Here is a 26,993-nt window from a genome sequence, read left to right as displayed (position 1 = left end):
TCAGCGGCCGGGGATCTCCCACGGCGCGCGGACCGGGAAGTACCGCTCGAGGAACCGGGTCACGAGCCGCACGCGGGTCTCGTCCGGGATCTCCGGCACGCTGCCGTCGTTGAGGCAGAACATGTCCTCGCGGCGGTGGCGCTGGATGTCCCGGAGCGATGCGGCGGTCGCCGCGAGGGTGGTCTCCACGTAGCGCACGCGCGCGTCGGTCTGCGGCACCGCGCGCCCGGTCAGCAGTGCGTAGTAGTGGTAGAGCGAGTTCGTCACCGAGATGTCGGTCGCGGAGCGGAAGCGGGTCGCGGCGGTGCGCGCGAAGTCCTCCGGGAACTCGGCCTCCAGCTCCTCGAGCACGCTGCGGCGGAGCGGGGCGGCCGCGTGCTCCAGGTGACGCGTGATCGTGCGTCCGAAGCGCCGCTGGAGGAGGGCGCGGTTGACGCGCATCGCGTTGTCGTGCCCCGTGCGGTCCGGGTGGGCCGCGCCGAGTCCGATGCGGGAGGTGGCCTCGATGAAGCGCGAGACGCCGCCGGGCGAGAAGAAGGTGATGGGCGCGAGCGGGCGACCGAAGAACATGTCGTCGTTCGAGTAGAGGAAGTGCTCCGACAGCCCCGGGATCCGGTGCAGCTGCGCCTCGATGGCGTGCGAGTTGAAGGTCGGCAGCACCGCGGGGTCGGCGAAGAAGTCCGCACTGCGGACGATCCGGATGTCGGGGTGGTCGACGTCGAGCCAGGCGGGCGGCGTGGAGTCGGTGACCAGGTGGATCCGGCGCAGCCACGGCGCGTAGGCGCGCGCGCTGCGCATCGCGTAGCGGAGCTCGTCGATCTGCCGGTAGCGCGCCGCGCCCTCGTCGGGCGGCCGGACCCCGGCCTCCTCCATGTAGCGACGGCGTTCGGCGAGGTAGCCGGGCTCCGTGCCGTCGACCCAGGAGAAGACGATGTCGATGTCGAAGTCGATGTCGTCGACCTGCTCGTCGAACATCCCGGCGAGGGTCGGCCACTGCTCGCCGTAGCGCTCGGTCGTCGCGACGACCGCGTCGTCGCGACGGATGTACGGGCGGGTCAGTGCGCTCGGGCGGGGAGCGACGATCTCGGTGTCGCCGAAGTGCCAGAGCTCGAGGCGAACGGCCGCGTCGGCGGCCCGCCACACCCCGCGCATGGCGCGCTCGCGCGGTCGATAGAGGAGGAAGACGTCGGCGTCGTCGCCGGGCAGGCGCCCCCGCCCGAGCAGCCGCTCCGCGCGCTTGCCGGCGCCGAGCTCGCGCGCGTACATCGGTTCGGTGGCGAATCCTTCCGCGAACGCGCGCGCGAGGTCGTCACGCCGCGCGCGGTCGACGGCGAGCACCGCGATGTCGCGCTCGCCCCGAATGAGCAGGTAGTCGATGTCGGCCGCGTCGAGCGCGGCGCGGACGAGCCGCAGATCCTCGATCGTCGCCTGCTCGCGCGTGATCGGTTCCCCCGTCAGCACGAGGCGGCGGCCGTCGCGCACGACGTCGCGGTTCGCGGCGAGGATGCGGTCGACGGCGCCCGCTCCGGGCGGAGCGGGACGGTCGTCGGGCGGTGTCATTTCGGCACGTCCCCCTGTTGCTCCCCGACTTGGACTCGAACCAAGAACCTGCCGGTTAACAGCCGGCTGCTCTGCCAATTGAGCTATCGAGGAATGCGGTGATCAGCCGGATTAGCTTAGCAGCAGCAGTCAGCGTCGCGTGACCTCGGCGAGCGCGGCGACGTAGGGGTGGAGGGGCGCGGCGAGCACGGCGTCGACCTGGCCGTAGCCGACGAACAGCCCACCGTGCATGATCGCGATCTGCTCGGTCATGGTGCGCAGCTCGCGGATGTCGTGACCGATCACCAGCGCCGAGAAGCGGCGCTCGCGCTGCAGGTCCGCGATCACCGTGAGGATGCGTCCGCGCACGAGCACGTCGACGCCCATCGTCGGGTCGTCGGCGACGAGCAGTTCCGGCTCGAGGATGAGCGAGCGCGCCAGGGCGATGCGCTGGCGCTGTCCGCGGCTCAGCTCGTGCGGGAACTTCGACATCACCGAGAGAGGCAGCCGCACCGCGTCGACGAGCGAGGCGACGGCGGCGCCGGCCTGCGTCCGATCGAATCTCCGGTCGCGCTGGTAGATCGGCGCGGCCACGTTCTCGCCGACCGTCAGGTGCGGCACGAGCGTGGAGCCGCCATCCTGCGGCAGGTAGCCGACGCGGAGCGCGAGCCCCGCCTGCTGCCGCGCCGGCGTGCGGGTGATGTCGTGACCGAGGACTTCGAGCCGACCGCCCTGCACGTGCGGGTTCTCGCCCTCGCCGAAGACGGACTGCGCCGCGACGGCGCGCGCGAGGGTGCTCTTGCCCGAGCCCGCCTCGCCGACGACCCCGAGGATCCCGCCGACCGGGATCTCGAACGTCGCCCCGGAGACGGCGACGTCGTCGGCCCCGTAGGCGAGCGTCAGATCGTCCGCATGGACCGCCACGCGCGGCTCGGAGCGAGCGGATGCCATTCGACGACCCTACCGATCCGCCGGGGCGGTCACGGCATCCGCAGCGAGCCGAAGCGGAGGGTCAGGGAGCCGTCGAACACGACCCCGGTCACGCCGCTCGCGGTGGCCGCGAGCTGACGGTGCTGCACGAGCGGCAGGACGGGCAGGTCGGTCGCGAGCTGCTGCTGCACGAGCAGGAGGTCGGCCGCGCGCTTCGTGGGGTCCGACTCGGTCGCGGGGCGCGCGAGCAGCCCGAGAGCGACGGGGTTGGTGTAGTGCGAGCCGAGGTGCGCGTCGTCGACGAGGTACGGTGCGCGGTAGGTCTCGGGGTCACGGCCGCGGGGCGACCAGCCGCCCTGATACGCGGCGACGTCGCCCTTCTCGCGCCCGGTTGCGAGAACGGCCGGCGAGACCTTCGACAGGACGATGTTGAAGAGGCCGCCGACCTGCAGCTGGCTCTGGAGCGCCTCGTACTCCGCGAGCGTGCCGGTCGCGGCGTCGTCGGGGACGACGGTGATGGTCAGCGAGACCGGGGTGTCGACGCCGGCCGCCCGCAGCACGCGCCCGGCCTCCGCGGAGTCCGGTCCGCCTCGGCCGTCGCCGAACATCGAGCGCAGCACCGGCGAGGCGCCCGGCAGGTCGTCGGAGGTGAAGCCGTACAGCGGGGAGGTCGCCCCCGCGTCGACCCGGTCGGCGAGGTCCTGGCGGTCGACGAGGTCGGCGAGGGCCGTCCGAACCGCGAGCGCCCGCTTCGGGTCGTTGCTGTGCTTGGTGCCGTAGGGCATCTCGGCGAAGTCGAAGACGAGGTACCGGAGGGACCCGCCGGGCTCCGAGATCAGATCGAGCCGGTCGTCGCGCAGGCGGCCCGTCTGAGCAGGCCCGAGACCGCCGTAGGCGAGGTCGATCGCGCGGTCGGCGACGTCGGCAGCGAGGCTGTCCGCGTCGGAGTACAGCTTGAGTGTGATGTCGGGGCTGACCGGCGCGCCCAGCGCGCCCGCATAGGCGGGGTCGGCCCGGAACGTGAGCAGCTCCCCCGGATTGAGGCTCTGCAGGACGTACGGCCCCGCGAACGGGCGCGCCGACAGGATCTCGCGGTCGGTCGCGAGCCGCGTCGCGGGGAAGGTCTGCTCGTCGACGATCGCCCCCGCGGGGCTCGCGAGGATCGCGGGGAAGCCCTGGTCGCCGGGCTTCTTCAGCTGGAACACGACGGTGCGGGCGTCGCGCATGGTGATGCTCGCGATGCCGGCGAGGAGCGGCGCCGGGCCGCCCTTCGCCGCGATCGCGGTCTGGCGCCGGAAGCTGTGGACGACGTCCCGCGCGTCGAGCACGTCGCCGTTCGCGAACAGCAGGTCCTTCTTCAGCGTCACGACGTAGGCGCCGGCGGCGTCGAACCGGGCCGACCGGGCGATGTCGGGGACCAGCTCGTCGCCGCCCGGCTTCGTGGTGAGGAGGTGCGGGTAGATCTGCTCGGCGACCAGCTCGCCGCCCGCCCCCTGGTCGGCGGCGGGGTCGAGCGCGGTGACCGGGAGCGCGGTCCCGATGACGATTCCGGTGCTGCCGAGCGACGGTCCGGCCGCGCAGCCCGCGAGCAGAGCGGCGACCGCGACGAGCACGATGGGCAGCCCCCAGCGCCGTCCCCCCGTCATGCCGTCCACTCTGACACAGGCCCCTGAGAGGATCCGCCCGGCGCGGTCGTCACACCGGCGTGTCGAGGATCATTCACGGCGAAGTCGTCGGCGCTCCATCTCCAGCTCCGCCGACTGGCGCGACAGGGACTCCCATCGCGCCCGGTCTCCCTCGGACTGCGCGCGCTGCATGGCACCGACCAGCTCCCCGCGCCGACGGAGCAGATCGCGCACGACGAGGTCGGCGACGACCGACTCGCAGTACGCCGCGAGGCGGTCGGGGCGCGTCGGGATCGGCGCCACCGCGAGCTGGCGGACGAGCGACGCGAACTCGGCGGGCACCGCCTCGGCGACCCGGTCGACGAAGGCGGCGTCGGCCGGCAGGCTCACCGCGATGCCGTCTCGCACGACGCCCAGCGTGGCGTTCGTGAACCGGACCTCGCTGAGCCGCTGCAGCAGCTCCTCGCCCACCGGGTCCGGGTGCTGCAGCACCGCCATGAGCGCGTCGCGCTCCCCCCGGGTCGCGGGATCGGTGGGCAGGTCCATGAGCCCGGCGCTCGGGCGGGCGGGAGGCTGCTCCGGTGCCGCGCCCCGGGAGATGTCGCCCGCGGGCCGGCGTTCGTCGGTCTTCGGCGTCGCGCGCGCGGCCGATTTCACGGCCCGGCCGACGTCGACGGGATCGAGGCCCAGCCACCCGGCCAGGCTGCGCACGTAGCCGTCCTTGAGGGCCGGATCCCGGATGTCGGCCACGACCGGCGCCGACGCCCGCAGCGCCGCCGACCGGCCCTCGACCGTCTCGAGGTCGTGGCCGGCGAGCCGCCGCTTGATCATGAACTCGAACATGGGCCGTCGCATCGTGATGAGCGTCCGCACCGCGTCCTCGCCGCGGTTGAGGCGCAGGTCGCAGGGGTCGAGCCCCTCGGGCGCGATCGCGACGAACGTCTGCGCCGTGAACCGCTGCTCCTCGGCGAACGCGCGGGAGGCCGCGCGCTGGCCCGCCTCGTCGGGGTCGAAGGTGAAGATCACCTCGCCGCGGCCGGCGAGCTCCGTGCCCTCGGAATCCCCGAGCACCCGCCGGATCACCTTGATGTGCTCGACCGTCAGCGCCGTTCCGCAGGTGGCGATGGCGGTCGCGACGCCCGCGAGATGGCAGGCCATGACGTCGGTGTAGCCCTCGACCACCACGACCTGCTTGCCGCTCGCGATCGCCCGGCGGGCGAGGTCGAGACCGTAGAGCACCTGGCTCTTGCGGTAGATCGGGGTCTCGGGGGTGTTGAGGTACTTGGGGCCCTTGTCGTCGTCGTCGGAGAGCAGCTTGCGGGCGCCGAACCCGACCGTCTGGCCGGTCACGTCGCGGATCGGCCAGACCAGCCGGCCGCGGAAGCGGTCATAGGCGTTGCCGCGGTCGTTCGTGGAGAGGAGGCCGGCCTCGATCAGCTCGGCTTGCGTGAATCCCTGCCCCTTCAGCGCGTCGCCGAGTGCGGAGAAGGACCTGGGCGCGAATCCCACCCCGAAGCGGTCGGCGGCGGCCCTGTCGAAGCCGCGGCCGCCGAGGAAGTCGCGGCCGAGCTGCGCCTCGGGGGTGGCGAGCTGGGAGCGGAAGAACTCCTCGGCCGCCTTGTTGGCCGCGAGGAGCCGGGCGCGGTTGCCGTGGTCGGAGGACGGGCCACCGCCCTCCTCGTAGTGCAGCTCGATCCCGACCCGGGCTGCGAGCCGCTCGACCGCCTCCTGGAAGCTGACCTGATCCATCTTGACCAGGAACTCGAAGACGTCACCGCCCTCGCCGCAGCCGAAGCAGTGGTAGCGGTTGATGGGCGGGAGCCGCACGTTGAAGCTCGGGCTGCGCTCGTCGTGGAAGGGGCACAGGCCCTTCAGGGAACCGACGCCGCCGGTCTTGAGCGTCACGTAGTCGCCGATCACGTCGGCGATGTTCACGCGGGCCCGGACCTCGTCGATGTCGCGTCGCGAGATCCGGCCGGGCATGGGTCAGATCCTACGGTCGGGCTGCACCGCCCCGCCGGGCCGCGTGCCCCACCTGTCGAAACCGCGGCGGAGCTCACTCGGCGGGGAGCTCGAGCGCCTTGCTGAGGAGCGACCGCCGCCGCGTCGCGTTGCCGGCGAGGTCCGCCGCGCGCAGCAGCTCCGCCCGCGCCTCCGCGCCCCGGCCGAGGCGCGCGAGCAGCTCGCCTCGCACCGCCGGGAGGAGGTGCGAGCTCGTGAGCGCCCCCTCCGCGACGAGCCGGTCGACGATCGCGAGCGCCCGCTCCGGTCCCGCCGCCATCGACACCGCGACCGCGCGGTTGAGCTCGACCACCGGGCTCGGCGCGACCCGGCCGAGGGCCTCGTACAGCAGCGCGATGCGCTCCCAGTCGGTGTCGTCGGAGCGCGGGGCGACGGCGTGTGCCTCCGCGATCGCGGCCTGCAGGCCGTAGGCGCCGCGGCCGCGTCCGAGCGCGTCGACGGCCCGCAGCGCCGCGCGTCCGCGCCGGATCGCCGAGCGGTCGAAGCGGCGCCGGTCCTGGTCCGGCAGGAGGACGGGCTCCCCCGCGGCGTCGGTCCGCGCCGGGAGGCGCGCCGCCTGCAGCTCCAGCAGTGCGAGCAGACCCAGCGCCTCCGGCTCGCGTGGCACGAGCTGCGCCACGATGCGCGCCAGCCGGATGGCCTCGCGGGCGAGGTCGTCGCGAACCCACGACTCGCCCGTCGTCGCGGCGTATCCCTCGGTGAAGATCGAGTAGAGCACCGCGAGGACCGACCCGAGCCGGGGCTGCCACTCCGAGGGGTCGGGCACCTCGAAGGGCACGCCCGCGGCCGAGAGGGTCTTCTTGGCGCGGGTGATGCGCGCCTGGATCGTCGGGACGCCGACCAGGAACGCCGCCGCGATCTCCTCGCTCGACAGCCCCGCGACCACCCGCAGCGTGAGCGCGACCTGCGCCTCGCGGGCGAGCACCGGGTGGCAGGCCGTGAAGATGAGTCGCAGCACGTCGTCGGGGATCGGCTTCCACTCGTCGTCGGCGGTCTCCGAGAGGTCGTGCGCGATGGCGGCGTAGCGTTCGTCGAGGCGGGAGCGCCGGCGCCATCCGTCGATCGCGCGCCGCTTGGCGACCGCGGTCAGCCAGGCGCCCGGGTTCTCGGGCACCCCGTCGCGCGGCCAGGCGACGAGCGCCTCGGCGAGCGCGTCCTGCGCCAGATCCTCCGCGACCGAGAAGTCGCCCACGACGCGCGCGAGGGTCGCGACGATGCGGGCGGACTCGGTCCGCCACACCGCCGCGACGCTCCCGTGCGCGTCCACGGGCCGCTGCCCCTGCCGGCCTCAGAGGTTGCCGGTGCGCTCGCGCCAGGCCCGCTCGGCGCGCGTGTAGCCGTCGTCCGGGAACTCGTCGAGCGACGGCACCCGGCGCACCTCGATCTTCACGCCGGCGCCCACCGGGATGCGGCGCGCCCAGGCGACGGCCTCCTCCTGGTTCGCGACGTCGACGATCCAGAAGCCGTCGAAGAGCTCGTGGGTCTCGCCGTAGGGGCCGTCGGTGACGACGGGCGGCGTCGACGAGAAGTCGAGCACGACGCTCTCGACCGCGGGCGCGAGCCCCTCGGCGGCGACGAGCACGCCCGCCTCGATGAGCTCGTTGTTGTAGCGGCCCATCGTCTCGAGCATCTCGGCGAAGTCGACGTCGGCGTTCGCCGCGTTCGCCTCGTCGCTGGACCGCAGGATGAACATGTACTTCGACATCTCGGAATCTCCTCCGTCACGGGGCGCGAGGTGCGCCCTCACACCTGCGTCGAACGAGGATCCCGCAGATCGACAGCCCGCCGGAAGACCGCCCCGGTTTCCGTCTCCCGCCGACGTGCACCCGGCGCCCCTTCCGTCCGCCCGCCGCCCCTCGTCCGGCGCCCACCCCCTGCCTCCCGTCTCTCTCTCCCGGCGAAAGTTCAGGCAGCCGCTGCGCGCGGCGCCTTTTCGCGAAGCGGCGCGCCGTGAGCGCCCTGAACTTTCGACCACGGGGGCGGGGCGGGCCCGGAGATCCGAGGTTCGCTGCCGATCCTCAGCCGACGAGGCGCTCGTGCCAGGCGACCGCGGAGACGTCGGTGAGCGATGCGACCTGGTCGACGACGACCCGGCGGCGCGCGGTGTCGTCGGGGGCCTCCGCCCAGTCCTCCCGGAATCCCGGGTCGAGGTGCTGGTCGCCGGTGGCCCAGAGCCGATCGGCGAGCTCGGTGAGGATGCCGCGCTGCCGCGAGTAGATCGGCTTGCGCGCGTTGGTCGACATGACGTTCGCGGCGACGATGCCCTTCAGCACCGAGATCTCGGCGCGCGTCTCGGGCGGCACGACCACATCGGCCCCGAACCGGGCGAGGGAACCCGCCCCCGCGGCCGCCGCGCGCGTCGCGCTCGCCGCCGACCCGGCGAACCGGCCGATGAGCTGCGAGGTCAGGTTCTTCAGCCGCGCCAGGTCGCGCCGGCCGCCGTCCCAGGTCTCCAGCCACGACCCGAGGGAGTCGAGCCGGTCGAACGCGGCGATGAGCGCGTCCTGCGGCACCTCCTCGCCGATCCAGTCGACCATCGCGCCCACGAGGTCCTCGTGGTCGACCCGCGAGCTCAGCGCCGCCACGTCGATGAAGCCGTTGACGATCGCGTCCTCGAAGTCGTGCACCGAGTAGGCGATGTCGTCGGCGAGGTCCATGACCTGCGCCTCGATGCAGCGCCGGCGCTCGGGCGCGCCCTCGCGCAGCCAGCGGAAGGTCTCGGCGTCGTCGGCGTAGAAGCCGAACTTGCTGCGGCCGGACGGGTCGAGCTCGCCCGACGCCTGCGGCCAGGGGTACTTGCAGCTCGCGTCGAGGGTCGCGCGGGTGAGGTTGAGGCCGTAGCCGCGGCCCTCCGCGTCGAACACCTTCGGCTCGAGCCGCACGAGCAGTCGCAGGGTCTGCGCGTTGCCCTCGAAGCCGCCGATCGGCTCGGCCCAGGAGTTGAGCGCCCGCTCGCCGTTGTGCCCGAACGGCGGGTGGCCGAGGTCGTGGGCGAGGCAGGCGGTGTCGACGACGTCGGGGTCGAGGCCGAGCAGGATCGCGGTCTCCCGCCCGATCTGGGCCACCTCGAGCGAGTGGGTGAGCCGGTTGCGGGCGAAGTCGAGGCCCGCGGTGGGGCTCAGCACCTGGGTCTTCTGCGACAGCCGGCGCAGTGCGCTGGAGTGGATGACGCGGCCGCGGTCGCGCACGAAGTCGCCGCGGGCGTTGTGGTGCTGCTCGGGCAGCCGGCGGGCGGCGTCGTGCTCCCCGTACCCCGGGGTCAGCTCGGCCACGCGGTCAGCCGCCGCTGTGGTGCAGCTCGGCGGCGGCGATCTCGGCGCGATGGTCGGCCCCGACCTCGCGGCTCTCGAGCCAGCGGTCGGGCAGCGACGGGGTCTTGGGCGTGCCGGCCCGGCCGCGCTGGCCCTCCGCCGCCTCGCCCGGGTAGGGCTGGTCGGCGTCGAGCCGGCCGAGCAGCTCGTCGATCTCGGCGAGGCTGGAGCTCATCGCGAGTGCCGCGCGCAGCTCCCCGCCGACGGCGTAGCCCTTGAAGTACCAGGCGACGTGCTTGCGGATGTCGCGACAGGCGCGCTCCTCGGAGTCGAAGAACTCGACGAGCAGCTCCGCGTGCCGGCGGAACGCGGCGGCGACCTCGCCGAGCGTCGGCTCCGCCTTGACGACACCCTCGGTGAACGCAGCGGCGAGGTCGCCGAACAGCCACGGCTTGCCGAGGCAACCACGGCCGACGACGACACCGTCCGCACCGGTCTCGTCGACCATCCGCAGCGCGTCCTCCGCGCTCCAGATGTCGCCGTTGCCGAGCACCGGGACGCTCGTCACGGTCTCCTTGAGCTTCGCGATCGCCGACCAGTCGGCGTGCCCGCTGTAGAATTCGGAGGCCGTGCGCGCGTGCAGCGCGATCGATGAGACGCCCGCGCCCTCCGCGACCCGCCCCGCCTCGAGATAGGTCAGATGGTCGGCGTCGATGCCCTTGCGCATCTTGATGGTGAGCGGCAGCGGCCCGGCGGCCTCGACGGCGGCCTCCACGATCTCCCGGAACAAGTCGAGCTTCCAGGGCAGGGCCGCTCCCCCGCCCTTGCGCGTGACCTTGGGCACGGGGCAGCCGAAGTTGAGGTCGATGTGGTCGGCGCGATCCTCGGCGACGAGCATCGTCACGGCGTCGCGGATGGTCGCCGGGTCGACGCCGTAGAGCTGGATGCTGCGCGGCGTCTCCGACTCGTGGTGGCGGATGAGGCGCATGGACTCGGGGGTGCGCTCGACGAGCGCGCGGCTCGTGATCATCTCGCTGACGTAGAGCCCGGCTCCGTACTCGCGGCACAGCCGACGGAATGCCGTGTTGGTGATCCCCGCCATGGGCGCGAGCACGACGGGGACGTCGAGCGCGAGCGGTCCGATGCGCAACGGCGCGGGAGCGGTGGTGAGCGACATGACCCGTCCAGTCTCTCAAACCCCGCCCCCACTCTGCCGAGGAGTCGCGTGACGGGGCCTTCGCGGCGCGGAGGGCCCGCGAAGCGACTCCTCGAGATGAGATGGTGGTGGGGTGAGTGGGGTGAGCGGGATGAGCGGGGTGAGTGGGGAGAGCGCAGCGACGGGACGCGCGCGGGTCGAGGTGGATGCAGCGTCGCGCGGCATCCCCGTGGAGATCGTGGCGCGGCCCGCGGCGGGCTCGCTCGAGGAGGCCGCCGAGCTCCTCGGGATCACCCCGGCGGACATCGTGAAGTCGCTCGTCGTGAAGCGCCACGACGGGACGTTCCTGTTCGCCGAGATCCCCGGCGACCGGCAGATCTCATGGGCGAAGCTGCGCTCCGTGGTCGGGGTGAACAAGCTGCAGCTGCCCGACAAGGACGTCGCGCTCGACGCGACCGGCTACGAGCGCGGCACCATCACCCCGCTCGGCTCGACGACGGCGTGGCCCGTGTTCGTCGACGAGCGGGTCGTGGGGCGCCGCGTCTCGATGGGTGCGGGCGAGCACGGGTTCTCGCTGTTCGTCGAGGCCGACGAGCTCATCCGCGGGCTCGGGGCGACCGTCGCCGATATCAGCGAGCCGATCCCTCCGCGGTAGTCGCCGCCGGGATCTCGCACACGCCGTCGACGCATACCTCCGCGTCGGGCGTGGCGAGCGGCACGATCCGCTCCGGCCTGATCGAGGTCACGACGCGACCTCCGGGCGCTTCTCGCTCACCTGCCGCAGCACGTCCGCGAACGTCGCCGGATCCTGCGCGCCGGAGACGCCGTACTGTCCGTCGAAGACGAAGAACGGCACCCCTTGGATGCCGAGCTGCTGGGCGAGGGCCTGGTCCTCGCGCACGTCGGCGAGGAAGCGGTCCTCGCGGAGCGCGGAGAGCGCGTCCTCGCGGTCGAGGCCGATCTCGGCGGCCAGGTCGGCGAGGTCCTCCTCGCGTCCCACGTGACGCCCCTCCTCGAAGTAGGCGGCGAGCAGCCGCTCCTTCATCTCGAGCTGGTGCCCCTGCGCCTTCGCCCAGTGGATGAGCTGGTGCGCCTTCACCGTGTTGGTGTGCTGGAGCGCGTCGTAGTCGTAGCGCAGGCCCACGGTCTCGGCGATCCCCGTCACGCGCGCGAGCATCTGCGGGATCTGCTCGGCCGGGAACCCGCGGCTCGTGAGGTAGTCCTGCTCGCTGCCGTCGAAGTCGACCGGGGTGTCGGGCGCGAGCTCGAAGGAGTGGTACTCGACCTCGACCGGGATGCCGGCCTCCGCCGCCCCCAGCTCGAACTTGCGCTTGCCGATGAAGCACCACGGGCACGCGATGTCCGACCACACGTCGACCTTGATGGGATCCGCCACACCAGGGACAAGCCGCGCGCGACGCCGACTATTCCGAGGTCACCGGATCGCGGGCTGCCGGAGGCTCGCCGGATCCGGCGGCGGCACGGGCGCGGAGGCGGTCGCGCCGGGCAGCGGCTCGAGCACGACGGCGAGCGGCTCGCGGCGTCGGCGCAGCAGCAGCTCCACGATGCCGACGTAGATGCCCATGGTGACGACGGTGACGAGGACCGAGAGCGGATCGCCGGCGGTCGGGTGCTCCGTGTCGACGGCCTGCGTGCTCCCGAGCGAACCGGTCGCCTGCAGCAGGAACGCGAGCGTGTTGTTGACGGCGTGGAGCGCGATCCCCGCCTCCAGCCCCCCGGTGCGCCAGGTGAGGAACGCGGCGACCCCGCCGAAGACGGCGACGTCGAGGGTCGCCCAGCCGAAGTACTGCGTGTGGGCGAGGGCGAACAGCACGGTGCTGCCGAGGATCGCGACCCAGACCGGCTTGACCCAGCCGCCGATCGCCTGCTGCACGAGCCCGCGGAACCCGAACTCCTCCGCCGCCGCCTGCACGGGCGTCACGACGAGGAAGGCGATCGCGCTGACCACGAAGGTTCCGATCGGCACCGTCGGGGCCTGCACGGGCTCGGAGAGCCCGACGGCGGGCAGCAGGAACGCGCCGACCGCGAGCGCGAGCGCGGTGATGCCCGTCGCCGGCAGCAGGCAGAGGAGCATCCAGCGCCACCGGAGCCGGAACCGGACCGAGCGCAGCACGGAGAGCGGGCGGATGCCGACGCACAGGCACGCGAGCAGCACCGCCGGCAGCATCGTGGCGACGCCCCCGACCGCCGCGACGATCGACAGCGGATTCGTGGTGTCGATCGACAGGAACCGCGTGATGCTCTGCAGGAGCTGGTCCTGATCGAGCGTCACCGTCACGCTGCCCGCGAAGATGCCGACGACGAGGAACACGATGCTCCACACCGACTGGAACACCAGCCAGTAGATCGCGGCCAGCACGACCGCGACGAGCGACCGCCACCAGCGGTAGCGCGGCAGCGCCCGGAACAGCCGGTGGAACCGCAACGCCGGCAGCGGCGCGGAAGCCGGGATCGCGGGCGCCGCCGGGGATGTCACTAGGCGCCCAGCAGCCGCTCGGCGAGGTAGCCCTGGAGCCGGTCGAGCCCCACTCGCTCCTGCGACATCGTGTCGCGCTCGCGCACGGTGACCGCGCGGTCCTCGAGCGTGTCGAAGTCGACCGTGACCGCGAACGGGGTGCCGATCTCGTCCTGGCGGCGGTACCGGCGACCGATCGCGCCCGCGTCGTCGTACTCGATCGCCCAGTGCCGGCGCAGGTCGTCGGCGAGCTCGCGCGCCACGGGCGAAAGCTGCTCGTTGCGCGACAGCGGCAGCACGGCCGCCTTGACCGGGGCGAGCCGGCGGTCGAGCCGCAGCACGGTCCGCTTGTCGACGCCGCCCTTCGTGTTCGGCGCCTCGTCCTCGGCGTAGGCGTCGACGAGGAACGCCATCATCGCGCGGGTCAGGCCGAAGGACGGCTCGATGACGTACGGCACGTACCGCTCGCCGGTCGCCTGGTCGAAGTAGCGCAGGTCGGAGCCCGAGGCCTCCATGTGGTTCGTGAGGTCGAAGTCGGTCCGGTTCGCGATGCCCATGAGCTCGCCCCAGCCGTCGCCGCCGGCGAACCCGAAGCGGTACTCGATGTCGGCGGTGGCGGCCGAGTAGTGGGCGCGCTCCCCGTCCGGCACGTCGAGCCGGCGGAGGTTCTCCTCGCTGATGCCGAGGCCCGTGAACCACGCCCAGCAGTCGGCGATCCACTGCTCGTACCGGGTCGCCGCCTCCTCGGGCGGCGTGAAGTACTCGATCTCCATCTGCTCGAACTCGCGGGTCCGGAAGATGAAGTTTCCCGGCGTGATCTCGTTGCGGAACGCCTTGCCGATCTGGCCGATGCCGAACGGCGGCTTCTTGCGCGTGGTCTGCAGCACGTTGGCGAAGTCGACGAAGATGCCCTGCGCGGTCTCCGGGCGGAGATAGTGCAGGCCCTCCTCGTTGTCGACCGGGCCGAGGTACGTCTTCATGAGGCCGGAGAACTGCTGCGGCTCGGTCCACTGGCCGCGGGTGCCGCAGTTCGGGCAGACGATGTCGGCCATGCCGTTCTCGGGTGCGCGGCCCTTCTTCGCCTCGAAGTCCTCGAGCAGGTGGTCGCCGCGGAAGCGGTTGTGGCAGACCAGGCACTCGACGAGCGGATCGGTGAAGGTCGCCACGTGGCCGGACGCCTCCCAGACCCGCTTCGGCAGGATCACCGCGGAGTCGAGGCCCACCATGTCGGAGCGACCGCGGACGAACGTCTGCCACCACTGGCGGCGGATGTTCTCCTTGAGCTCCACTCCGAGCGGGCCGTAATCCCAGGCCGAGCGCGAACCGCCGTAGATCTCGCCGGACTGGAAGACGAAGCCGCGACGCTTCGCGAGCGAGATGATCGAGTCGAGCGAGGACGGCGAGGCCACGGTTCTCCTGGGGTCGGTGGGGAGCGACCAGCCTATCGAGTCGGCGTCAGCGGCCCAGCGCGCGGAGCACGGCGGCCACCTCGTCCTCCGTGTTCCACAGGTGGAAGCTGGCGCGGATGCGTCCGGCGCGACCGGAGATCCGGATCCCGTCGTCGATGAGCGTGCGCACCTGCTCGCCGTCCGGGTCCGGCCACGCGACGATCGCCTGGTGCTGCTCCGGGATCCCGAGGCCGTCGCAGAGCAGGTCGCCGAGGCGGCTCGTGCGCTCCCAGATCTCGGCGATGTCGAGGCCGGCGAACAGGCCGATCGCCTGCTCGGCGCCGATCCACGCCTGCCAGGCCGGCGAGACGTCGAAGCGGCGGGCGTCGTGGGCGAGGTTCATCGTCGGGCCGTAGACGCTGCGCCAGACGTCCTCGCCGGCGTACCAGCCGGCCTGGATCGGGCGGAGCCGGTCTTGGATCCGCTCGGACACGGTCAGGAACGCGACCCCGCGCGGCGAGCACAGCCACTTGTAGCTGTGGCAGACCGTGAGATCGTAGCGCGCGGCGTCGACGGGGTGGACCCCGGCCGCCTGCGTGGTGTCGCAGAACGTGTGCGCGCCGTGCCGCGCGGCGGCGTCGAGGATCGCGTCCTGGTCGGCGACGGTGCCGACCGACGACTGCACGAGCGAGAACGCCACGAGCCAGGTCTCGTCGGTGACGGCCTCGGCGTGCTCGTCGAGCGGGACGACCCGCACGCGGATGCGCGGCTCCTGCTGCAGGAACGGGAAGACGATGGAGCTGAAGTCGCCGTGCGGCAGCACGACCTCGGCGCCGTCCGGGACGGCGGCCGCCACCACGGCGGCGAACGTCGACGTCTGCGATCCCGTCGCGACGCGCGAGACGTCGACCCCGACGAGGCGGGCGTACGACTCCCGGGTGCGCGCGATGACGGGGTCGTAACCCTGCGGATCGCGATCCGCCGCCTCCCAGGCGGCGAGATCGGCGCGGATCGCGGTGAGCGCGGAGGTGGGCGGGAGTCCGATGGAGGCGACGGCGAGGTATCCGTGAGGGTGGCGGAACTCGTCGATCGCCGACTGCAGGGCGGCGGTGACCATCCGTCCAGCATCTCCTCCGCGGCCGCCGGCGTCCAGCGACGCGCCTAGGATCGCCCCGTGACGCCGCGCCGGTTCCCGATCGCACGGGCGGCGGCGGTCGCCCTCCCCGCCCTGCTCACCCTCGTGGTCGGGCTCACGCATCCCGCTTCCCTCACGAACGCGAGCGCCGAGTGGTGGCGCGACCTGCACGTCGTGCTGCTGCCGGTGTTCCCGCTGATCGGGGCGGCCCCGTGGCTCGCCTCCCGCGGCGCTGCGCGCGGCTGGCGCGTCGTCGCCGCGCTCGGCGGGTTCGTGTTCGCGGTGTTCTACGACGGCCTCGACGTGCTGGCCGGGATCGGCGCGGGCAGCGTGCAGCTCGCCGGCCATCCCCGAGGCGAAGTCGGCCCTCTACGCGGTCGCGAACGTGCTGGGGCCGATCGGGTGCGTCGGCCTCGCGGTCGGCTGGATCGCGGCGACGGTCGGCAGCCTCCGCACCCGGGGGCCGTGGGCCCTGCTCGGCCTGCTGGGCGCGGCGGCCGCGGCGCTCGTCCAGCGGTCGCACGTGTACTTCCCGGTCGGCACGGCAGGACTCGCCGCCCTCATCGTCGCCGGCGTCGCCCTGGTCGCGCTGCCCGCGCGGCAGCCGCTCCGCTAGACCGACGGCGCGTCGATCGCGCCGCCGAACCGGCGATTGCGCGAGGCGTAGAGATCGATCGCGTGCCACAGGTCGGTGCGCCGGAAGTCGGGCCAGAGCGTGTCGAGGAACACCATCTCGGCGTACGCCGCCTGCCAGAGCTGGAAGTTGCTGGTCCGCTGCTCGCCGGAGCTGCGCACGAACAGGTCGACGTCGGGCAGGTCGGGGATGTACAGGTGGCGCTGGATCGCCTTCTCGGTGATGCCGGAGGGCTTCAGCCGCCCCGCACGCACCTCCTCGGCCATCGCGCGCATCGCGTCGACCAGCTCGACGCGGCCGCCGTAGTTGACGCACATCGTCAGCGTGAGGGTGTTGTTGCGCTCGGTGAGCCGCTCGGCGAACCGGAGCTCGTCGACGACGCTCCGCCAGAGCCGCGGCGTGCGGCCCGCCCAGCGCACCCGCACGCCCCATTCGTTCAGCTGGTCGCGCCGGCGGTGCAGGACGTCGCGGTTGAAGCCCATGAGGAACCGCACCTCGTCGGGGCTGCGGGCCCAGTTCTCGGTCGAGAACGCGTAGACGCTGAGGTGCTTGACCCCGATCTGGACCGCGCCCGCGACGACGTCGAGAAGCGACCGCTCCCCCGCCCGGTGGCCCTCGATGCGCGTGAGCCCCTGCCGGTTCGCCCACCGCCCGTTGCCGTCCATGACGAGGGCGACGTGGTTCGGCACGGCGCCCTTCGGCATCGCCGGGGGGTACAGGCCCGTCCAGTCCAGGGGCACGAAGTCGACGGCGTCCTTGTGCGTCTTCCCGACCCTGGCCATTCCGTCAGGTTAACCCGCGGCCACTCAGGCCGTCGTGCGCTCCACGTGCTCCAGGGAGCGCAGGCCGCGTTCGAGGTGGAACTGCGTGTAGGCCGCGACGATGCCGGACGCCTGGGCCTGCGTGCGGTCCGCGCTGTCCTCGGCAGCCGCCCAGTCCCCGGCGAGGAGCGCGCCCAGGAGGCTCAGGGTCGCGGGGTCGAGGCGCACGGCGCCGGGCGGTGCGACGGCGTCGGCGACGACCCCGCCGAGCTGCGGCACGAACGCCGAGTGCGGGCCCGACGCGCCCGTCACGGCGCAGTCGACGAAGCTCGGCGCCCATCCCGCGATCGACAGGGCGCGCAGCAGGTAGGAGTCGAGCGTCATCCCCGGCGGGTGCTCGCCCCGCGAGAGCGAGCGGAGCGCCCCGACCAGCAGGAGGTAGTGCTGGAGGCCGGACTCGTGCTCCGTCAGCCGGTCCGCCGCCTCGACGATGGCGTTCGCCGCGGTGAACCGCGCGTAGTCGTCGACGATGTCGGCGCCGTACGATCCGATCGACTCGGCCTGCTGCACGATGTCGAGGCTGCGGCCGACGTAGAACTGCGCGTCGACGACCATGAAGGGCTCGAGCCGGGAGCCGAACCGCGACCCGGTGCGCCGCACGCCCTTCGCGACGGCGCGGATCTTGCCGTGCTGCCGGCTGATCATCGTGACGATGCGGTCCGCCTCCCCCAGCTTGTGGGTTCGGAGGACGACCGCCTCGTCCCGGTACGTCGGCATGCCGTCCATTCTCCTTGGGATGATGGGCGCATGCCGGAGTTCATCTGGCGCGGCGTCGAGGTCGAGAGCCTCGAGCGCGCGCGCGTGTCGCAGGGCGTCGAGGTGCAGGTGGAGTCGGTGATCGACTCCGCGCGCGGCCGCTACAGCTACGAGCTGGTGTGCGCCGCCGACTGGACCTTCCGATCGCTCCACCTCGAGGCGCTCGCCGGGCACCGCTCCTTCGACCTCGTGCGCGGCGACGACGGCGCCTGGACCCTCGACGACGTCGAGCGCGCCGACCTCGCGGAGGCCGTCGACCTCGACCTCGCGATCAGCCCGCTCACCAATACCCTGCCGATCCGGCGACTCGACCTCGGGATCGACGACGAGGCGGACATCGTGGCCGCGTACGTGAGCTTCCCCGACCTCGAGATCGTCGCCGATCCGCAGCGCTACACCCGCCTCGACGAGGACGCCTACGTCTACGAGTCGCTCGACTCCGATTTCGAGGCCGAGCTGACGGTCGACGCCGCCGGCTTCGTGCTCGAGTACCCGGGCCTCTTCGAGCGGCTGTGATGTCCGTCGCCCTCGCTCCCGGCGTCTTCACGATCCCGCTCTGGGCCGACCTGCTCGCGGTCGGCATCGGGAGCCTGCAGGGCGCGCTCTTCGCCGCCGGCTTCCGCGATCGGCGGCTCGACCTGCTCGGCGTCGCGATCATCGGCATCGCGACCGGTTTCGGCGGAGGGCTGCTGCGCGACCTGCTGCTGAACCGCGTGCCGCTCGCCCTCGAGTCGAACTGGTACCTCCCGGTCGCGACCGGCGCCGCCCTGCTCGGCATGCTGCTGGAGCGGGTGTTCCACCGCCTCGGCGGATTCCTGACCGCGCTCGACGCCCTGACGATCGGCCTGTTCGCGGCCATCGGGTCGACCGCGGCGCTCGCCGCCGGGCTGCCGGAGGTGCCGGCCGTCTTCGTCGGTGTGATCGCGGCGGTCGGCGGCTCGATCCTCCGCGACCTGCTGCTCAACGTGCCGATCGCGCTCATGCACGTCGGCTCCCTCTACGCGGTCGCGGCGCTCGTCGGCACGATCGTGCTCGTGGTGCTGCGGGCGGTCGGCGCCCCGATCCTCGTCGCGGCGATCGTCTGCGTCGCGGTCACCTTCGCGGTCCGGCTGCTCGCGGTGCTGCTGCACTGGAGCCTGCCCGAGCAGCAGTCGCTGCGCCGCGTGCGCTGGATCCGTCGCCGCGGCGACACCGCACCGTGACGACCGAGCCCGACCCGCTCGTCGCCGCGTTGCGCTCCGTCGGGTGCGTCTTCGCCGAGGCGGAGGCCGCTGAGATCCGACGCGTGCTGCGCGACCCCGACGCGCAGCACGCGGTGGTCTCGGCCCGCGCCGCGGGCATGCCGCTCGAGCAGGCCCTCGGCCGCGCGCGCTTCGCCGGCATGGATGTGGAGCTCGCGCCCGGCGTCTTCGTGCCCCGGGCGCGCGCGGAGACGATCGTCGACGTCGCGGTGCGCACCCGCCCGCGCGCCCGTCTCGTCGCCGACCTCGGCACCGGCAACGGCGCGATCGCCGCGGCGCTCGTCGAGCGGCTGCCGCTCGCCGACGTCCATGCGACCGATCTCGATCCCGCGGCGGTGGCGGTCGCGACGCGGAACGGGGACCGCGTCGGCTTCTCGGTCCGTCTCGGCGACTGGTGGGAGGGGCTGCCGCCGTCGCTGCGGGGCCGGGTCGACCTCGCGACCGCCTACCTGCCGCACGTGCCGACGGAGCGCCTCGACCACATCCCGCGCGACTTCCGCGAGCACGAGCCGGAGCTCGCCGTGCACGGAGGTGCGGACGGTCTCGACCCGCTCCGGGCCGTCCTCGCCGGGATGGCGGCGTGGCTGGCACCCGGCGGCGCGTTCGTGACGCTGGTCGCCGGGGAGCAGGTCGAGACCGCCCGCGGTCTCGGGGAGCGCGTCGACGTCGTCGAGACGGACGACGACGCGGTGCTGGTCTTCGAGCGGGTCAGGCGCTGACGAGCTGGTCCTGCTCCTCGCGGACGGCGCGGTTGACCGCCGACACGACCGCCTTGAGCGACGCCGTCGAGATGTCGCCGTCGATGCCCACGCCCCAGAGCCGCTTGTCGCCGACCTGCAGCTCGACGTAGGCCGCGGCGAGGGCGTCGCCGCCCTCCGAGAGGGTGTGCTCGACGTAGTCGTAGAGCTTGATCTCGTGCCCCTGCTCGGCCATGACCGCGAGGAACGCCGCGACGGGTCCGTTGCCGGTGCCGCGCGCCTCCTCGACCTCGTCGCCGATCCGCATCCGCAGGTCGAGGGTGATCTCGCCGGACATGTCGCTGGCCGTGCGGGTCGACAGGAGCTCGTACCGGCCCCACTTGTCGTCGGCCGCCCGGGCGGGCAGGTACTCGTCCTGGAAGATCGTCCAGATCTGCTCGCTCGTCACCTCGCCGCCCTCGGCGTCGGTCTTCGCCTGCACGACGCCGCTGAACTCGATCTGCAGCCGACGCGGCAGGTCGAGCTTGTGGTCGGCCTTCAGCAGGTACGCGACCCCGCCCTTGCCCGACTGCGAATTGACGCGCACGACGGCCTCATAGCCGCGGCCCAGGTCCTTCGGGTCGACGGGCAGGTACGGCACCGCCCACACCATGTCGGCGAGCGGTGTGCCGGTGCGCTTCGACTCGGCCTCCATCGCCTCGAAGCCCTTCTTGATGGCGTCCTGGTGGGATCCCGAGAACGCCGTGTAGACCAGGTCGCCCGCCCACGGCGAGCGCTCGTGCACGCGCAGCTGGTTGCAGTACTCGGCGGTGCGGCGGATCTCGTCGAGGTCGCTGAAGTCGATCTGCGGGTCGACGCCCTGCGTCAGCAGGTTGATGCCGAGCGCGACGAGGTCGACGTTGCCGGTGCGCTCGCCGTTGCCGAAGAGGCACCCCTCGATGCGGTCGGCCCCCGCCTGGTAGCCGAGCTCGGCAGCCGCGATCGCCGTGCCCCGGTCGTTGTGCGGGTGGAGCGACAGGATGACGTTCTCGCGGTTCTCGAGGTGGCGCGACATCCACTCGATCGAGTCGGCGTAGACGTTCGGCGTCGCCATCTCGACGGTCGACGGCAGGTTGATGATGATCTTGCGCTCGGGCGTCGGCACGAGCACCGTCATCACCGCGTTGCAGATCTCGGCCGCGAACTCGAGCTCGGTGCCGGTGTAGGACTCGGGCGAGTACTCGTAGTAGACGGTGGTTCCGGGCACCGTCTCCTCGTACTGCTTGCACCAGCGCGCGCCCTGCAGGGCGATGTCGATGACGCCCTGCCTGTCGGTGCGGAACACGACGTCGCGCTGGAGGATGCTCGTCGAGTTGTAGAGGTGCACGATCGCCTGCTTCGCGCCGGCGATGGACTCGTAGGTGCGCTTGATGAGCTCCTCGCGCGCCTGGGTCAGCACCTGGATCGTGACGTCGTCGGGGATCAGGTCCTCGTCGATCAGCTGGCGCACGAAGTCGAAGTCGGTCTGGCTCGCGGAGGGGAAGCCGACCTCGATCTGCTTGTAGCCCATCCGGACCAGCAGGTCGAACATGATGCGCTTGCGCTCCGGGCTCATCGGGTCGATGAGCGCCTGGTTGCCGTCGCGGAGGTCGACGGCGCACCACATCGGCGCGCGATCGATGACCTTCGACGGCCAGGTGCGGTCGGGCAGGTCGGTGGGGAACTGCTCCGCGTAGGGGCGGTAGCGGTGGATCGGCATCCCCGAGGGCTGCTGGGTGTTCTTCATGGTCTCTTCCGTTTCGTCGGGTTCAGCCGATGGCGAAGGCCGCGACGAGGAAGGCCGAAGAACTAGGCCTCGTCGCGGCAGCTAAGAAGAAGCAGGCCGAAGCGCACGGTGCCAGGCTACACCTCGTGGATGAGACGCCCGCTCCCCGTCCGGCTGCGACCGTGCTGCTGCTGCGCGACGATCCGCTGCGGGTGCTGCTCGTGCAGCGGCCGGGGCGCGGGGCGTTCCCGTCGGTGCTCGCCTTCCCGGGCGGGTCGGCGGAGCCGGACGATGTCGACGCCGCCACCACCGCCGCGCGGGAGACGCTCGAGGAGGTGGGCGTGGTCCTCGATCCCGGCGAGCTCGTGCCCTGGTCGCGCTGGATCACGCCCGAGCAGGAGCCCGGGCGCTTCGACACCCGTTTCTTCGCGGCGCGGGCGCCCGAGGATGCGGAGCCGCGGGTCGACGGCATCGAGCTCGTCGCCGCGCGCTGGGCGGAGCCCGCGGACGCCCTGCGGCGGCGCGAGGCGGGCGACTGGCCGATCATCGCGCCGACCGCGTTCCAGCTGCACCGGCTGGCCGTCGCCGCCACGGTCGCCGAGGCCCTGGAGTCTGCGCGGGGCGTTCCCGACGCGACGATCCGACCCGTGCTCGCCGAGGGCACGGTCCGCATCCCGTCCGGCGCCGGCTACCCGCTGACCGAGCTCCCCTGGCGCTGACCGACTCGCCGCCCGCCTCCCGCCCTCCCGCTCCGGTCGGAAGTCCAGGTCGCCGCGGGGCGGATGGGCAGCGGAGGCGCCGGCGCGCCGCCGGCACCTGAACTTTCGACTCGGCGAGCCGGCGACAGCCCGCGTCGGCGCGCGACAGCGCGTGACAGTGCGTGACAGCGCGTGACAGCGCCCGACAGCGACGCGGGAGCGGGATGACAGCGGTCGGGGGTCACGATCTGCTCATGACTCTGGCGATCGAGGCCCACGGCCTCACCAAGCGATTCGGAAAGACCCGGGCCCTGGCCGGCGTCGATCTCGAGGTCGAGCAGGGCCGGGTCCTCGGCGTGCTCGGCCCGAACGGCGCGGGCAAGACGACCGCGGTCCGCATCCTCGCGACCCTCCTCCGGCCGGACGGCGGGACGGCCCGCGTGGCCGGCCACGACGTCCTCGCCGACCCCAAGGCCGTCCGTGCGGCGATCGGCCTCACCGGGCAGTACGCGAGCGTCGACGAGGAGCTGACGGGGCTCGAGAACCTCGTGATGATCGGGCGCCTCCTGCACCTCCGGCGCGGCGCGGCCCGGGCCCGCGCGGACGAGCTGCTGCGCGAGTTCGACCTCGTCGACGCCGCGAAGCGCTCCGTCAAGACCTACTCCGGCGGGATGCGCCGCCGGCTCGACCTCGCCGCGTCGCTCATCGGGCGCCCCCGGATCGTCTACCTCGACGAGCCGACCACCGGCCTCGACCCGGCGAAGCGGGACGACGTGTGGGACATGGTCCGATCCCTCACCCGGCAGGGCACGACGGTGCTCCTCACCACGCAGTACCTCGAGGAGGCCGACGCGCTCGCGAACGAGATCACCGTCATCGACCACGGCCGGGTCATCGCGCACGACACCCCGCAGGGGCTGAAGCGCCAGGTCGGCGGGCAGACCCTCGAGGTGCGGCCGCTCGATCCGGCCGACGTGGAGCGGGTGCGCCCGATCCTCGCCCGCATCGGCACCCGTGAGGTGGAGCAGCCGGCCCCGGACCAGCTCGCCGTCCCGGTCGCCGACGACGGCGCGCTCACCGCGGTCGTCTCGGCTCTCGCGACCGAGCGGATCGCCGTCGCGGAGCTGGCGCTCCGGCTCCCGAGCCTCGACGAGGTCTTCTACGCCCTCACCGGCGAGCGCGCCGGCGATGACACGGCCGCCTCATCCCCCCAAACCACCACCGACCAGGAAGAGGAGGCCGCCTGATGTTCGCCGACTCGCTCGTGCTCGCGGGCCGCACCGTGCGTCGCATGACGCGCAACCCCGAGCAGTTCATCGACGTGACGCTCCAGCCGATCATCATGACCGTGCTGTTCGTGTTCATCTTCGGCGGCGCGATCGCCCACTCCACCACCGAGTACCTGACCTTCGCGCTGCCCGGCATCATCGTGCAGACGGTGATGTTCACCTCGCTCACGATCGGCGTGAACCTCAACAACGACATCAGCAAGGGCGTCTTCGACCGGTTCCGGTCGCTGCCGATCGCCCGATCGGCGCCGCTGTTCGGCGCGGTGCTCGGCGACATCGTCCGGCACTCGATCGCGGTGGCGGTCACGCTGATCTTCGGCGTGATCATCGGCTACCGGTTCGGGACCCCGTGGTGTGATGTGCTGCTCGCGTTCGTGCTCATGGTCGTCTTCGCGGTGAGCCTCTGTTGGGTGTCGGTGTTCATCGGCACGATGGTCCGCTCGAGCGGCGCGGTGCAGGGGATCTCGTTCCTCATCACCTTCCCGCTCACCTTCGGCTCGTCGACGTTCGTGCCGGCGAACACGCTGCCGACGTGGTTGCAGGGCTGGGTCGCGATCAACCCGGTGACGCACGTCATCGAGTCGATGCGCGGGCTGCTGAACGGCCCGTCGGCGCTCGCCCACGGCGAGACGCTCGGGCTGGAGCTCCTCTGGGTCCTGATCTCGTGCGTTGTGCTCTGGGCGGTTTTCTTCCCGCTCGCGACCTGGGCCTACCGGCGCAAGATCTGAGTCAGGGCGGACGCCGCGGCGTCCCGGTCGATGGCGGCGCGCGCCGCGGGATCCGATCCCGCGGGGCGCGCCGCCGCGTCCAGGAGCGCGCGGATGCGGATCTCGGTCGGATTGCGCGGATCGGGCGCCCCGCGGAGGGCCGTCGCGATCTCGAGCGCGGTGGCGGCCTCCGCCACCCGGCCGACGCGCGCGGCGAACCCGCCGACGGCCATGGCCGTGGCCGCCATGACCGGGAAGTCGTAGCTCGCGGCCGCCGCCTCCGCCGCGGCCCGCAGCTCCCGCTCCGCGGCCTCCGGGTCGCCCTCGAGCGCGAGCAGCCCGCCCCGCGCGGTCGCGGCCATCGCCCGCACCTGCGGGGGCACGTCCTCCCACTCGGCGAGGCTCGCCTCGAGCTCCGCGACGAGCCCGCGCGCCCACTCCACCTCGTCCAGCTCGACCGCGAGCGACGCGCCCACGGCGCACGCGACGACCACGGCGCGTGCGCTGTCGACCTCGCGCGCCTTCTGCACCATGGACTCCGCCCGCTCTCGGGCCTCATCGACCCGGCCGAGCCGCAGCAGCAGATTCACCCCGAGGCCCTGGAGCTGGAGCAGGTCGTACGACGACGTCACCATCCGCATGCCCTCGGTGGCCTCGTCGGACATCGCCAAGGCCTCCTCGAAGCGCCCGGCGAGGAGCAGCCACTCGGCCCGCATCTGCTGCGCGAGGGCGAGCCCCCAGCGATCGCCGCTGGCCGAGAAGAGCTCGACCGCGCGCCCGCTGGCAGCGCCGTGGTCGGCGAAGTCGCCCCGGTTCTGGGCGATCGCGGCCCGCGCGACCGTGAGGATCGCGCGGCCCCAGTCGGAGAGGTCGAGGGTCTCGGGATCCGGCAGCTGCACGTCGCGCATCCAGGTCGGCGACGCCATCGCGTCGGCGAACGCCCGGATGACGTGCGGCATCGCCCGGACCACGTCGTGCTCGGACCGTTCGGCCAGCCGGAGGAGCTCGTCGATGTCCCCGCGGTCGATCGCCGGCATCGTCGGTCGCTCGCGATCGACGAAGGACTCCCACATGAGGCTCGCCGCCCGGAGGAAGAGCGCCTGCCACCCGGTCCGCTCGCCGACGCGGGGCGCCGCGACCGCGAGCCACTGCCGGGCGTCGTCGCCGCGGTCGCGGATCACCCAGTACCAGGCGCAGTCCCCCGCGAGCGCGACGAGTTCGTCGTCGTGGCCGGCGTCGGCGCAGAAGCGGAGCGCCGCCGCGAGGTTGTCGTCCTCCGCGTCGAACCAGGCGATGGCCTCGTGGATCGCGGGCGAGCGCAGCTGCGCGTCGCGCGCCTCGGCGGCCTCCCCGAGGCGCCGGGCCTGGATGAGCCGCTCGGCGGCGGGGTCGCCCTCCTCGGCCAGCCGCTCGATGCCGTACTCGCGGATCGTCTCCAGCGCGCGGTAGCGGCCGCCCGATCGCTGCAGGAGCGACTTGTCGACGAGGGCGTCGATCTCCTCCGGCCGTCCGCCGTGCGCGCGCGCCACCGCGATCGCGTCGGCCGCGGCGACCCCGGCCGGGTGGATCGCGAGCGCCATCAGCATGCGGCGCTCGCCGGGCTCGAGGAGGCTCCAGCTCCAGTCGATGAGCGCTCGGAGCGTCTGGTGCCGGGGCAGCACCGTTCGCAGCGACCCCGAGAGCAGGTCGAACCGGTGGGCGAGCCCGTCGGCGATCTCGGGGATGCTCATGGTGCGGGCCTTCGCGGCGGCGAGCTCAAGGGCGAGCGGGAGGCCGTCGAGGCGCTCGCGGATGCGGCGGGCCGGGTCCGCCTCGTCCGGGTCGAGCGGTCGGCCGCGCGCGGCGAGCACCCGGTCGCCGAACAGGGTCGCGGCCGCGTCGGGATCGAGCGGGCCGAGCGGGACGAACGCCTCGCCGGGGAGGCCGAGGGGCTCACGGCTGGTGGCGACGATCCGCAGACGCGGCAGCGCGGCGAGGAGCTCGTGGGCGGCGAGCGCCGCGGCGGCGATCAGGTGCTCGCAGTTGTCGAGCACGCCGAGCCCGGCGCGGCCGGCGAGCGCGGCGGCCGCGCGCTCGAGCGGCGTCGCGAGGTTCGGGCCGCTCTCGACCGCGATGCGCATGTCGCGGCCGATCGCCCCGAGCACGGCCTGCCAGAGCTCGTCCGGACCGGCCGGGGCCAGCTCCACGACCACCGGATGCCGGTGACCGCGCGCCGCCTCCAGCGCGAGCCGGGTCTTGCCGGCGCCGCCCGGCCCGAGGACCGTGACCAGCCGCCCGCGCTCGAGCTGGCCCGCGAGAGCGGCGAGCTCCTCGTCGCGGCCCACGAACGCGGTGAGGGCGACGGGGACGACCGCGGCGCCCGGCTGCGGCGGCGCCGGCTCGCGGGGCGGTGCGGCGGCACCGCGGAGGCGGAGCGCCGTCGCACGATCGGCGGCGAGATCGCGCTCGAACCAGTCGTAGCCCTCCCCCGGCGTCCACGGCTCCCCCGCCCAGAGGTCGAGGGCCGCGGTCGCGAGCGCCGGGGCCTCGGACACGGGGGCCGCGACGGCGGCGGCCACCAGATCCTGGAATCGCACGGCGTCGACATCCGTCCGTGCGACCGTGACCCGGTAGCCGCCGGGGCCGGATGCGAGGGTGCCGGCCGGCAGCTGCGCGCGCAGCCGGGAGACGAGGTTCTGCAGCGCGGCGCGGGTGTTCTCGGGCGGGTCCTGCGGCCAGAGGTCCTCGGCGAGCGCGCGGTAGCCGACCTGAGCTCCCGCGTCGAGGGCGAGCCGGAAGAGCAGGCCGCGCTGCATCGCGCCCGTGACCTCGACCGGTTCGCCGTCGTGCTCGACGGAGAACCCCCCGAGCACCCGGATCCTCACTCGCGCAAGCGTACTGAGG

24 protein-coding genes and 1 tRNA gene are annotated in these 26,993 nt (G+C 73.0%); 8 read left to right on the top strand and 17 right to left on the bottom strand.

The window, feature by feature from the left end; translation table 11 throughout:
- The 9 genes from ACTHM3_RS02690 to dusB all read right to left on the bottom strand — a co-directional run bounded on the left by ACTHM3_RS02690 (position 1) and on the right by dusB (position 10,544).
- Positions 1 to 1,560, bottom strand: coding sequence for a stealth conserved region 3 domain-containing protein (locus tag ACTHM3_RS02690; protein ID WP_440404545.1), 1,560 nt, complete (start codon positions 1,558 to 1,560; stop codon positions 1 to 3).
- A 20-nt stretch (positions 1,561 to 1,580) separates the two neighbouring features.
- Positions 1,581 to 1,653, bottom strand: a tRNA-Asn gene (locus tag ACTHM3_RS02685).
- Between the two features lie 36 nt (positions 1,654 to 1,689).
- Positions 1,690 to 2,490, bottom strand: coding sequence for an ATP-binding cassette domain-containing protein (locus tag ACTHM3_RS02680; RefSeq protein WP_440404544.1), 801 nt, complete (start codon positions 2,488 to 2,490; stop codon positions 1,690 to 1,692).
- A 29-nt stretch (positions 2,491 to 2,519) separates the two neighbouring features.
- Complete coding sequence (locus ACTHM3_RS02675) at positions 2,520 to 4,115, bottom strand: ABC transporter substrate-binding protein (protein WP_440404543.1); 1,596 nt, start codon at positions 4,113 to 4,115, stop codon at positions 2,520 to 2,522.
- A gap of 69 nt (positions 4,116 to 4,184) precedes the next feature.
- Entirely contained in the window at positions 4,185 to 6,077 is a 1,893-nt protein-coding gene (gene dnaG / locus ACTHM3_RS02670; RefSeq protein ID WP_440404542.1) for a DNA primase, read from the bottom strand.
- A 73-nt stretch (positions 6,078 to 6,150) separates the two neighbouring features.
- The gene (locus ACTHM3_RS02665; RefSeq protein ID WP_440404541.1) at positions 6,151 to 7,383 is read right to left on the bottom strand and encodes an RNA polymerase sigma factor; all 1,233 of its coding nucleotides are present in this window, start codon (positions 7,381 to 7,383) and stop codon (positions 6,151 to 6,153) included.
- A gap of 21 nt (positions 7,384 to 7,404) precedes the next feature.
- On the bottom strand, positions 7,405 to 7,821 hold the full coding sequence (locus tag ACTHM3_RS02660; protein ID WP_440404540.1) for a YciI family protein: 417 nt from the start codon (positions 7,819 to 7,821) through the stop codon (positions 7,405 to 7,407).
- Between the two features lie 313 nt (positions 7,822 to 8,134).
- Positions 8,135 to 9,388 carry a deoxyguanosinetriphosphate triphosphohydrolase gene (locus tag ACTHM3_RS02655; RefSeq protein ID WP_440404539.1) on the bottom strand — a complete coding sequence of 418 codons (1,254 nt, stop codon included), beginning with the start codon at positions 9,386 to 9,388 and terminating at the stop codon, positions 8,135 to 8,137.
- 4 nt (positions 9,389 to 9,392) lie between these two features.
- Entirely contained in the window at positions 9,393 to 10,544 is a 1,152-nt protein-coding gene (gene dusB / locus ACTHM3_RS02650; RefSeq protein WP_440404538.1) for a tRNA dihydrouridine synthase DusB, read from the bottom strand.
- A 130-nt stretch (positions 10,545 to 10,674) separates the two neighbouring features.
- Here dusB and ACTHM3_RS02645 point away from each other — a divergent pair, with 130 nt between their 5' ends.
- Positions 10,675 to 11,178: an aminoacyl-tRNA deacylase gene (locus ACTHM3_RS02645; RefSeq protein WP_440404537.1), complete on the top strand. Its 504-nt coding sequence runs from the start codon at positions 10,675 to 10,677 to the stop codon at positions 11,176 to 11,178.
- An 87-nt stretch (positions 11,179 to 11,265) separates the two neighbouring features.
- Here the strand turns inward: ACTHM3_RS02645 and ACTHM3_RS02640 are convergent, their stop codons facing one another.
- The 4 genes from ACTHM3_RS02640 to ACTHM3_RS02625 are packed head-to-tail and all read right to left on the bottom strand — an operon-like array spanning position 11,266 to position 15,504.
- Positions 11,266 to 11,919, bottom strand: coding sequence for a DsbA family oxidoreductase (locus ACTHM3_RS02640; protein WP_440404536.1), 654 nt, complete (start codon positions 11,917 to 11,919; stop codon positions 11,266 to 11,268).
- A gap of 39 nt (positions 11,920 to 11,958) precedes the next feature.
- Complete coding sequence (locus ACTHM3_RS02635) at positions 11,959 to 13,020, bottom strand: lysostaphin resistance A-like protein (protein WP_440404535.1); 1,062 nt, start codon at positions 13,018 to 13,020, stop codon at positions 11,959 to 11,961.
- On the bottom strand, positions 13,020 to 14,408 hold the full coding sequence (locus tag ACTHM3_RS02630; protein ID WP_440404534.1) for a glycine--tRNA ligase: 1,389 nt from the start codon (positions 14,406 to 14,408) through the stop codon (positions 13,020 to 13,022). Before ACTHM3_RS02630 ends, ACTHM3_RS02635 begins: the two co-directional genes overlap by 1 nt.
- Positions 14,409 to 14,454: 46 nt before the next feature.
- The gene (locus ACTHM3_RS02625; RefSeq protein WP_440404533.1) at positions 14,455 to 15,504 is read right to left on the bottom strand and encodes an aminotransferase class V-fold PLP-dependent enzyme; all 1,050 of its coding nucleotides are present in this window, start codon (positions 15,502 to 15,504) and stop codon (positions 14,455 to 14,457) included.
- A 403-nt stretch (positions 15,505 to 15,907) separates the two neighbouring features.
- Between ACTHM3_RS02625 and ACTHM3_RS02620 the strand changes: the two genes are divergently transcribed.
- Complete coding sequence (locus ACTHM3_RS02620) at positions 15,908 to 16,138, top strand: hypothetical protein (protein WP_440404532.1); 231 nt, start codon at positions 15,908 to 15,910, stop codon at positions 16,136 to 16,138.
- Here ACTHM3_RS02620 and ACTHM3_RS02615 read toward each other — a convergent pair.
- Complete coding sequence (locus tag ACTHM3_RS02615; protein ID WP_440404531.1) at positions 16,135 to 16,938, bottom strand: isoprenyl transferase; 804 nt, start codon at positions 16,936 to 16,938, stop codon at positions 16,135 to 16,137. The genes ACTHM3_RS02620 and ACTHM3_RS02615 overlap by 4 nt on opposite strands.
- A gap of 24 nt (positions 16,939 to 16,962) precedes the next feature.
- On the bottom strand, positions 16,963 to 17,694 hold the full coding sequence (gene recO, locus ACTHM3_RS02610; protein ID WP_440404530.1) for a DNA repair protein RecO: 732 nt from the start codon (positions 17,692 to 17,694) through the stop codon (positions 16,963 to 16,965).
- Between the two features lie 30 nt (positions 17,695 to 17,724).
- Here recO and ACTHM3_RS02605 point away from each other — a divergent pair, with 30 nt between their 5' ends.
- Genes ACTHM3_RS02605 through ACTHM3_RS02595 form a run of 3 tightly spaced genes read left to right on the top strand, consistent with a single transcriptional unit; the run spans position 17,725 to position 19,693 of the window.
- Positions 17,725 to 18,249, top strand: coding sequence for a putative glycolipid-binding domain-containing protein (locus ACTHM3_RS02605; RefSeq protein WP_440404529.1), 525 nt, complete (start codon positions 17,725 to 17,727; stop codon positions 18,247 to 18,249).
- On the top strand, positions 18,249 to 18,935 hold the full coding sequence (locus ACTHM3_RS02600; protein WP_440404528.1) for a trimeric intracellular cation channel family protein: 687 nt from the start codon (positions 18,249 to 18,251) through the stop codon (positions 18,933 to 18,935). The genes ACTHM3_RS02605 and ACTHM3_RS02600 overlap by 1 nt, the downstream gene beginning before the upstream one ends.
- The gene (locus ACTHM3_RS02595) at positions 18,932 to 19,693 is read left to right on the top strand and encodes a methyltransferase domain-containing protein (RefSeq protein ID WP_440404527.1); all 762 of its coding nucleotides are present in this window, start codon (positions 18,932 to 18,934) and stop codon (positions 19,691 to 19,693) included. Before ACTHM3_RS02600 ends, ACTHM3_RS02595 begins: the two co-directional genes overlap by 4 nt.
- On the opposite strand, the gene leuA is transcribed toward ACTHM3_RS02595, so the two are convergent.
- Positions 19,683 to 21,437, bottom strand: coding sequence for a 2-isopropylmalate synthase (leuA, locus tag ACTHM3_RS02590; protein WP_440404526.1), 1,755 nt, complete (start codon positions 21,435 to 21,437; stop codon positions 19,683 to 19,685). The genes ACTHM3_RS02595 and leuA overlap by 11 nt on opposite strands.
- A gap of 29 nt (positions 21,438 to 21,466) precedes the next feature.
- Between leuA and ACTHM3_RS02585 the strand changes: the two genes are divergently transcribed.
- The 3 genes from ACTHM3_RS02585 (at position 21,467) to ACTHM3_RS02575 (ending at position 24,131) form a co-directional block, all read left to right on the top strand.
- Entirely contained in the window at positions 21,467 to 22,135 is a 669-nt protein-coding gene (locus ACTHM3_RS02585; RefSeq protein WP_440404525.1) for an NUDIX hydrolase, read from the top strand.
- A gap of 233 nt (positions 22,136 to 22,368) precedes the next feature.
- Positions 22,369 to 23,361 (top strand): ATP-binding cassette domain-containing protein, encoded by a 993-nt coding sequence (locus ACTHM3_RS02580; protein ID WP_440404524.1) that lies wholly within the window; start codon positions 22,369 to 22,371, stop codon positions 23,359 to 23,361.
- Positions 23,361 to 24,131: an ABC transporter permease gene (locus ACTHM3_RS02575; protein WP_440404523.1), complete on the top strand. Its 771-nt coding sequence runs from the start codon at positions 23,361 to 23,363 to the stop codon at positions 24,129 to 24,131. Before ACTHM3_RS02580 ends, ACTHM3_RS02575 begins: the two co-directional genes overlap by 1 nt.
- Here ACTHM3_RS02575 and ACTHM3_RS02570 read toward each other — a convergent pair.
- Positions 24,113 to 26,974, bottom strand: a complete 2,862-nt coding sequence (locus tag ACTHM3_RS02570; RefSeq protein WP_440404522.1) for an ATP-binding protein — start codon at positions 26,972 to 26,974, stop codon at positions 24,113 to 24,115. The two genes, ACTHM3_RS02575 and ACTHM3_RS02570, sit on opposite strands and share 19 nt — an antisense overlap.
- Between the last annotated feature and the right edge of the window lie 19 nt (positions 26,975 to 26,993).

Source organism: Pseudolysinimonas sp. (genome assembly GCF_051954455.1).
Taxonomy (GTDB): Bacteria; Actinomycetota; Actinomycetes; order Actinomycetales; family Microbacteriaceae; genus Pseudolysinimonas.
The sequence above is the reverse complement of the archived record's forward strand: the minus strand, read 5'-3'. Positions and strand labels throughout refer to the sequence as shown.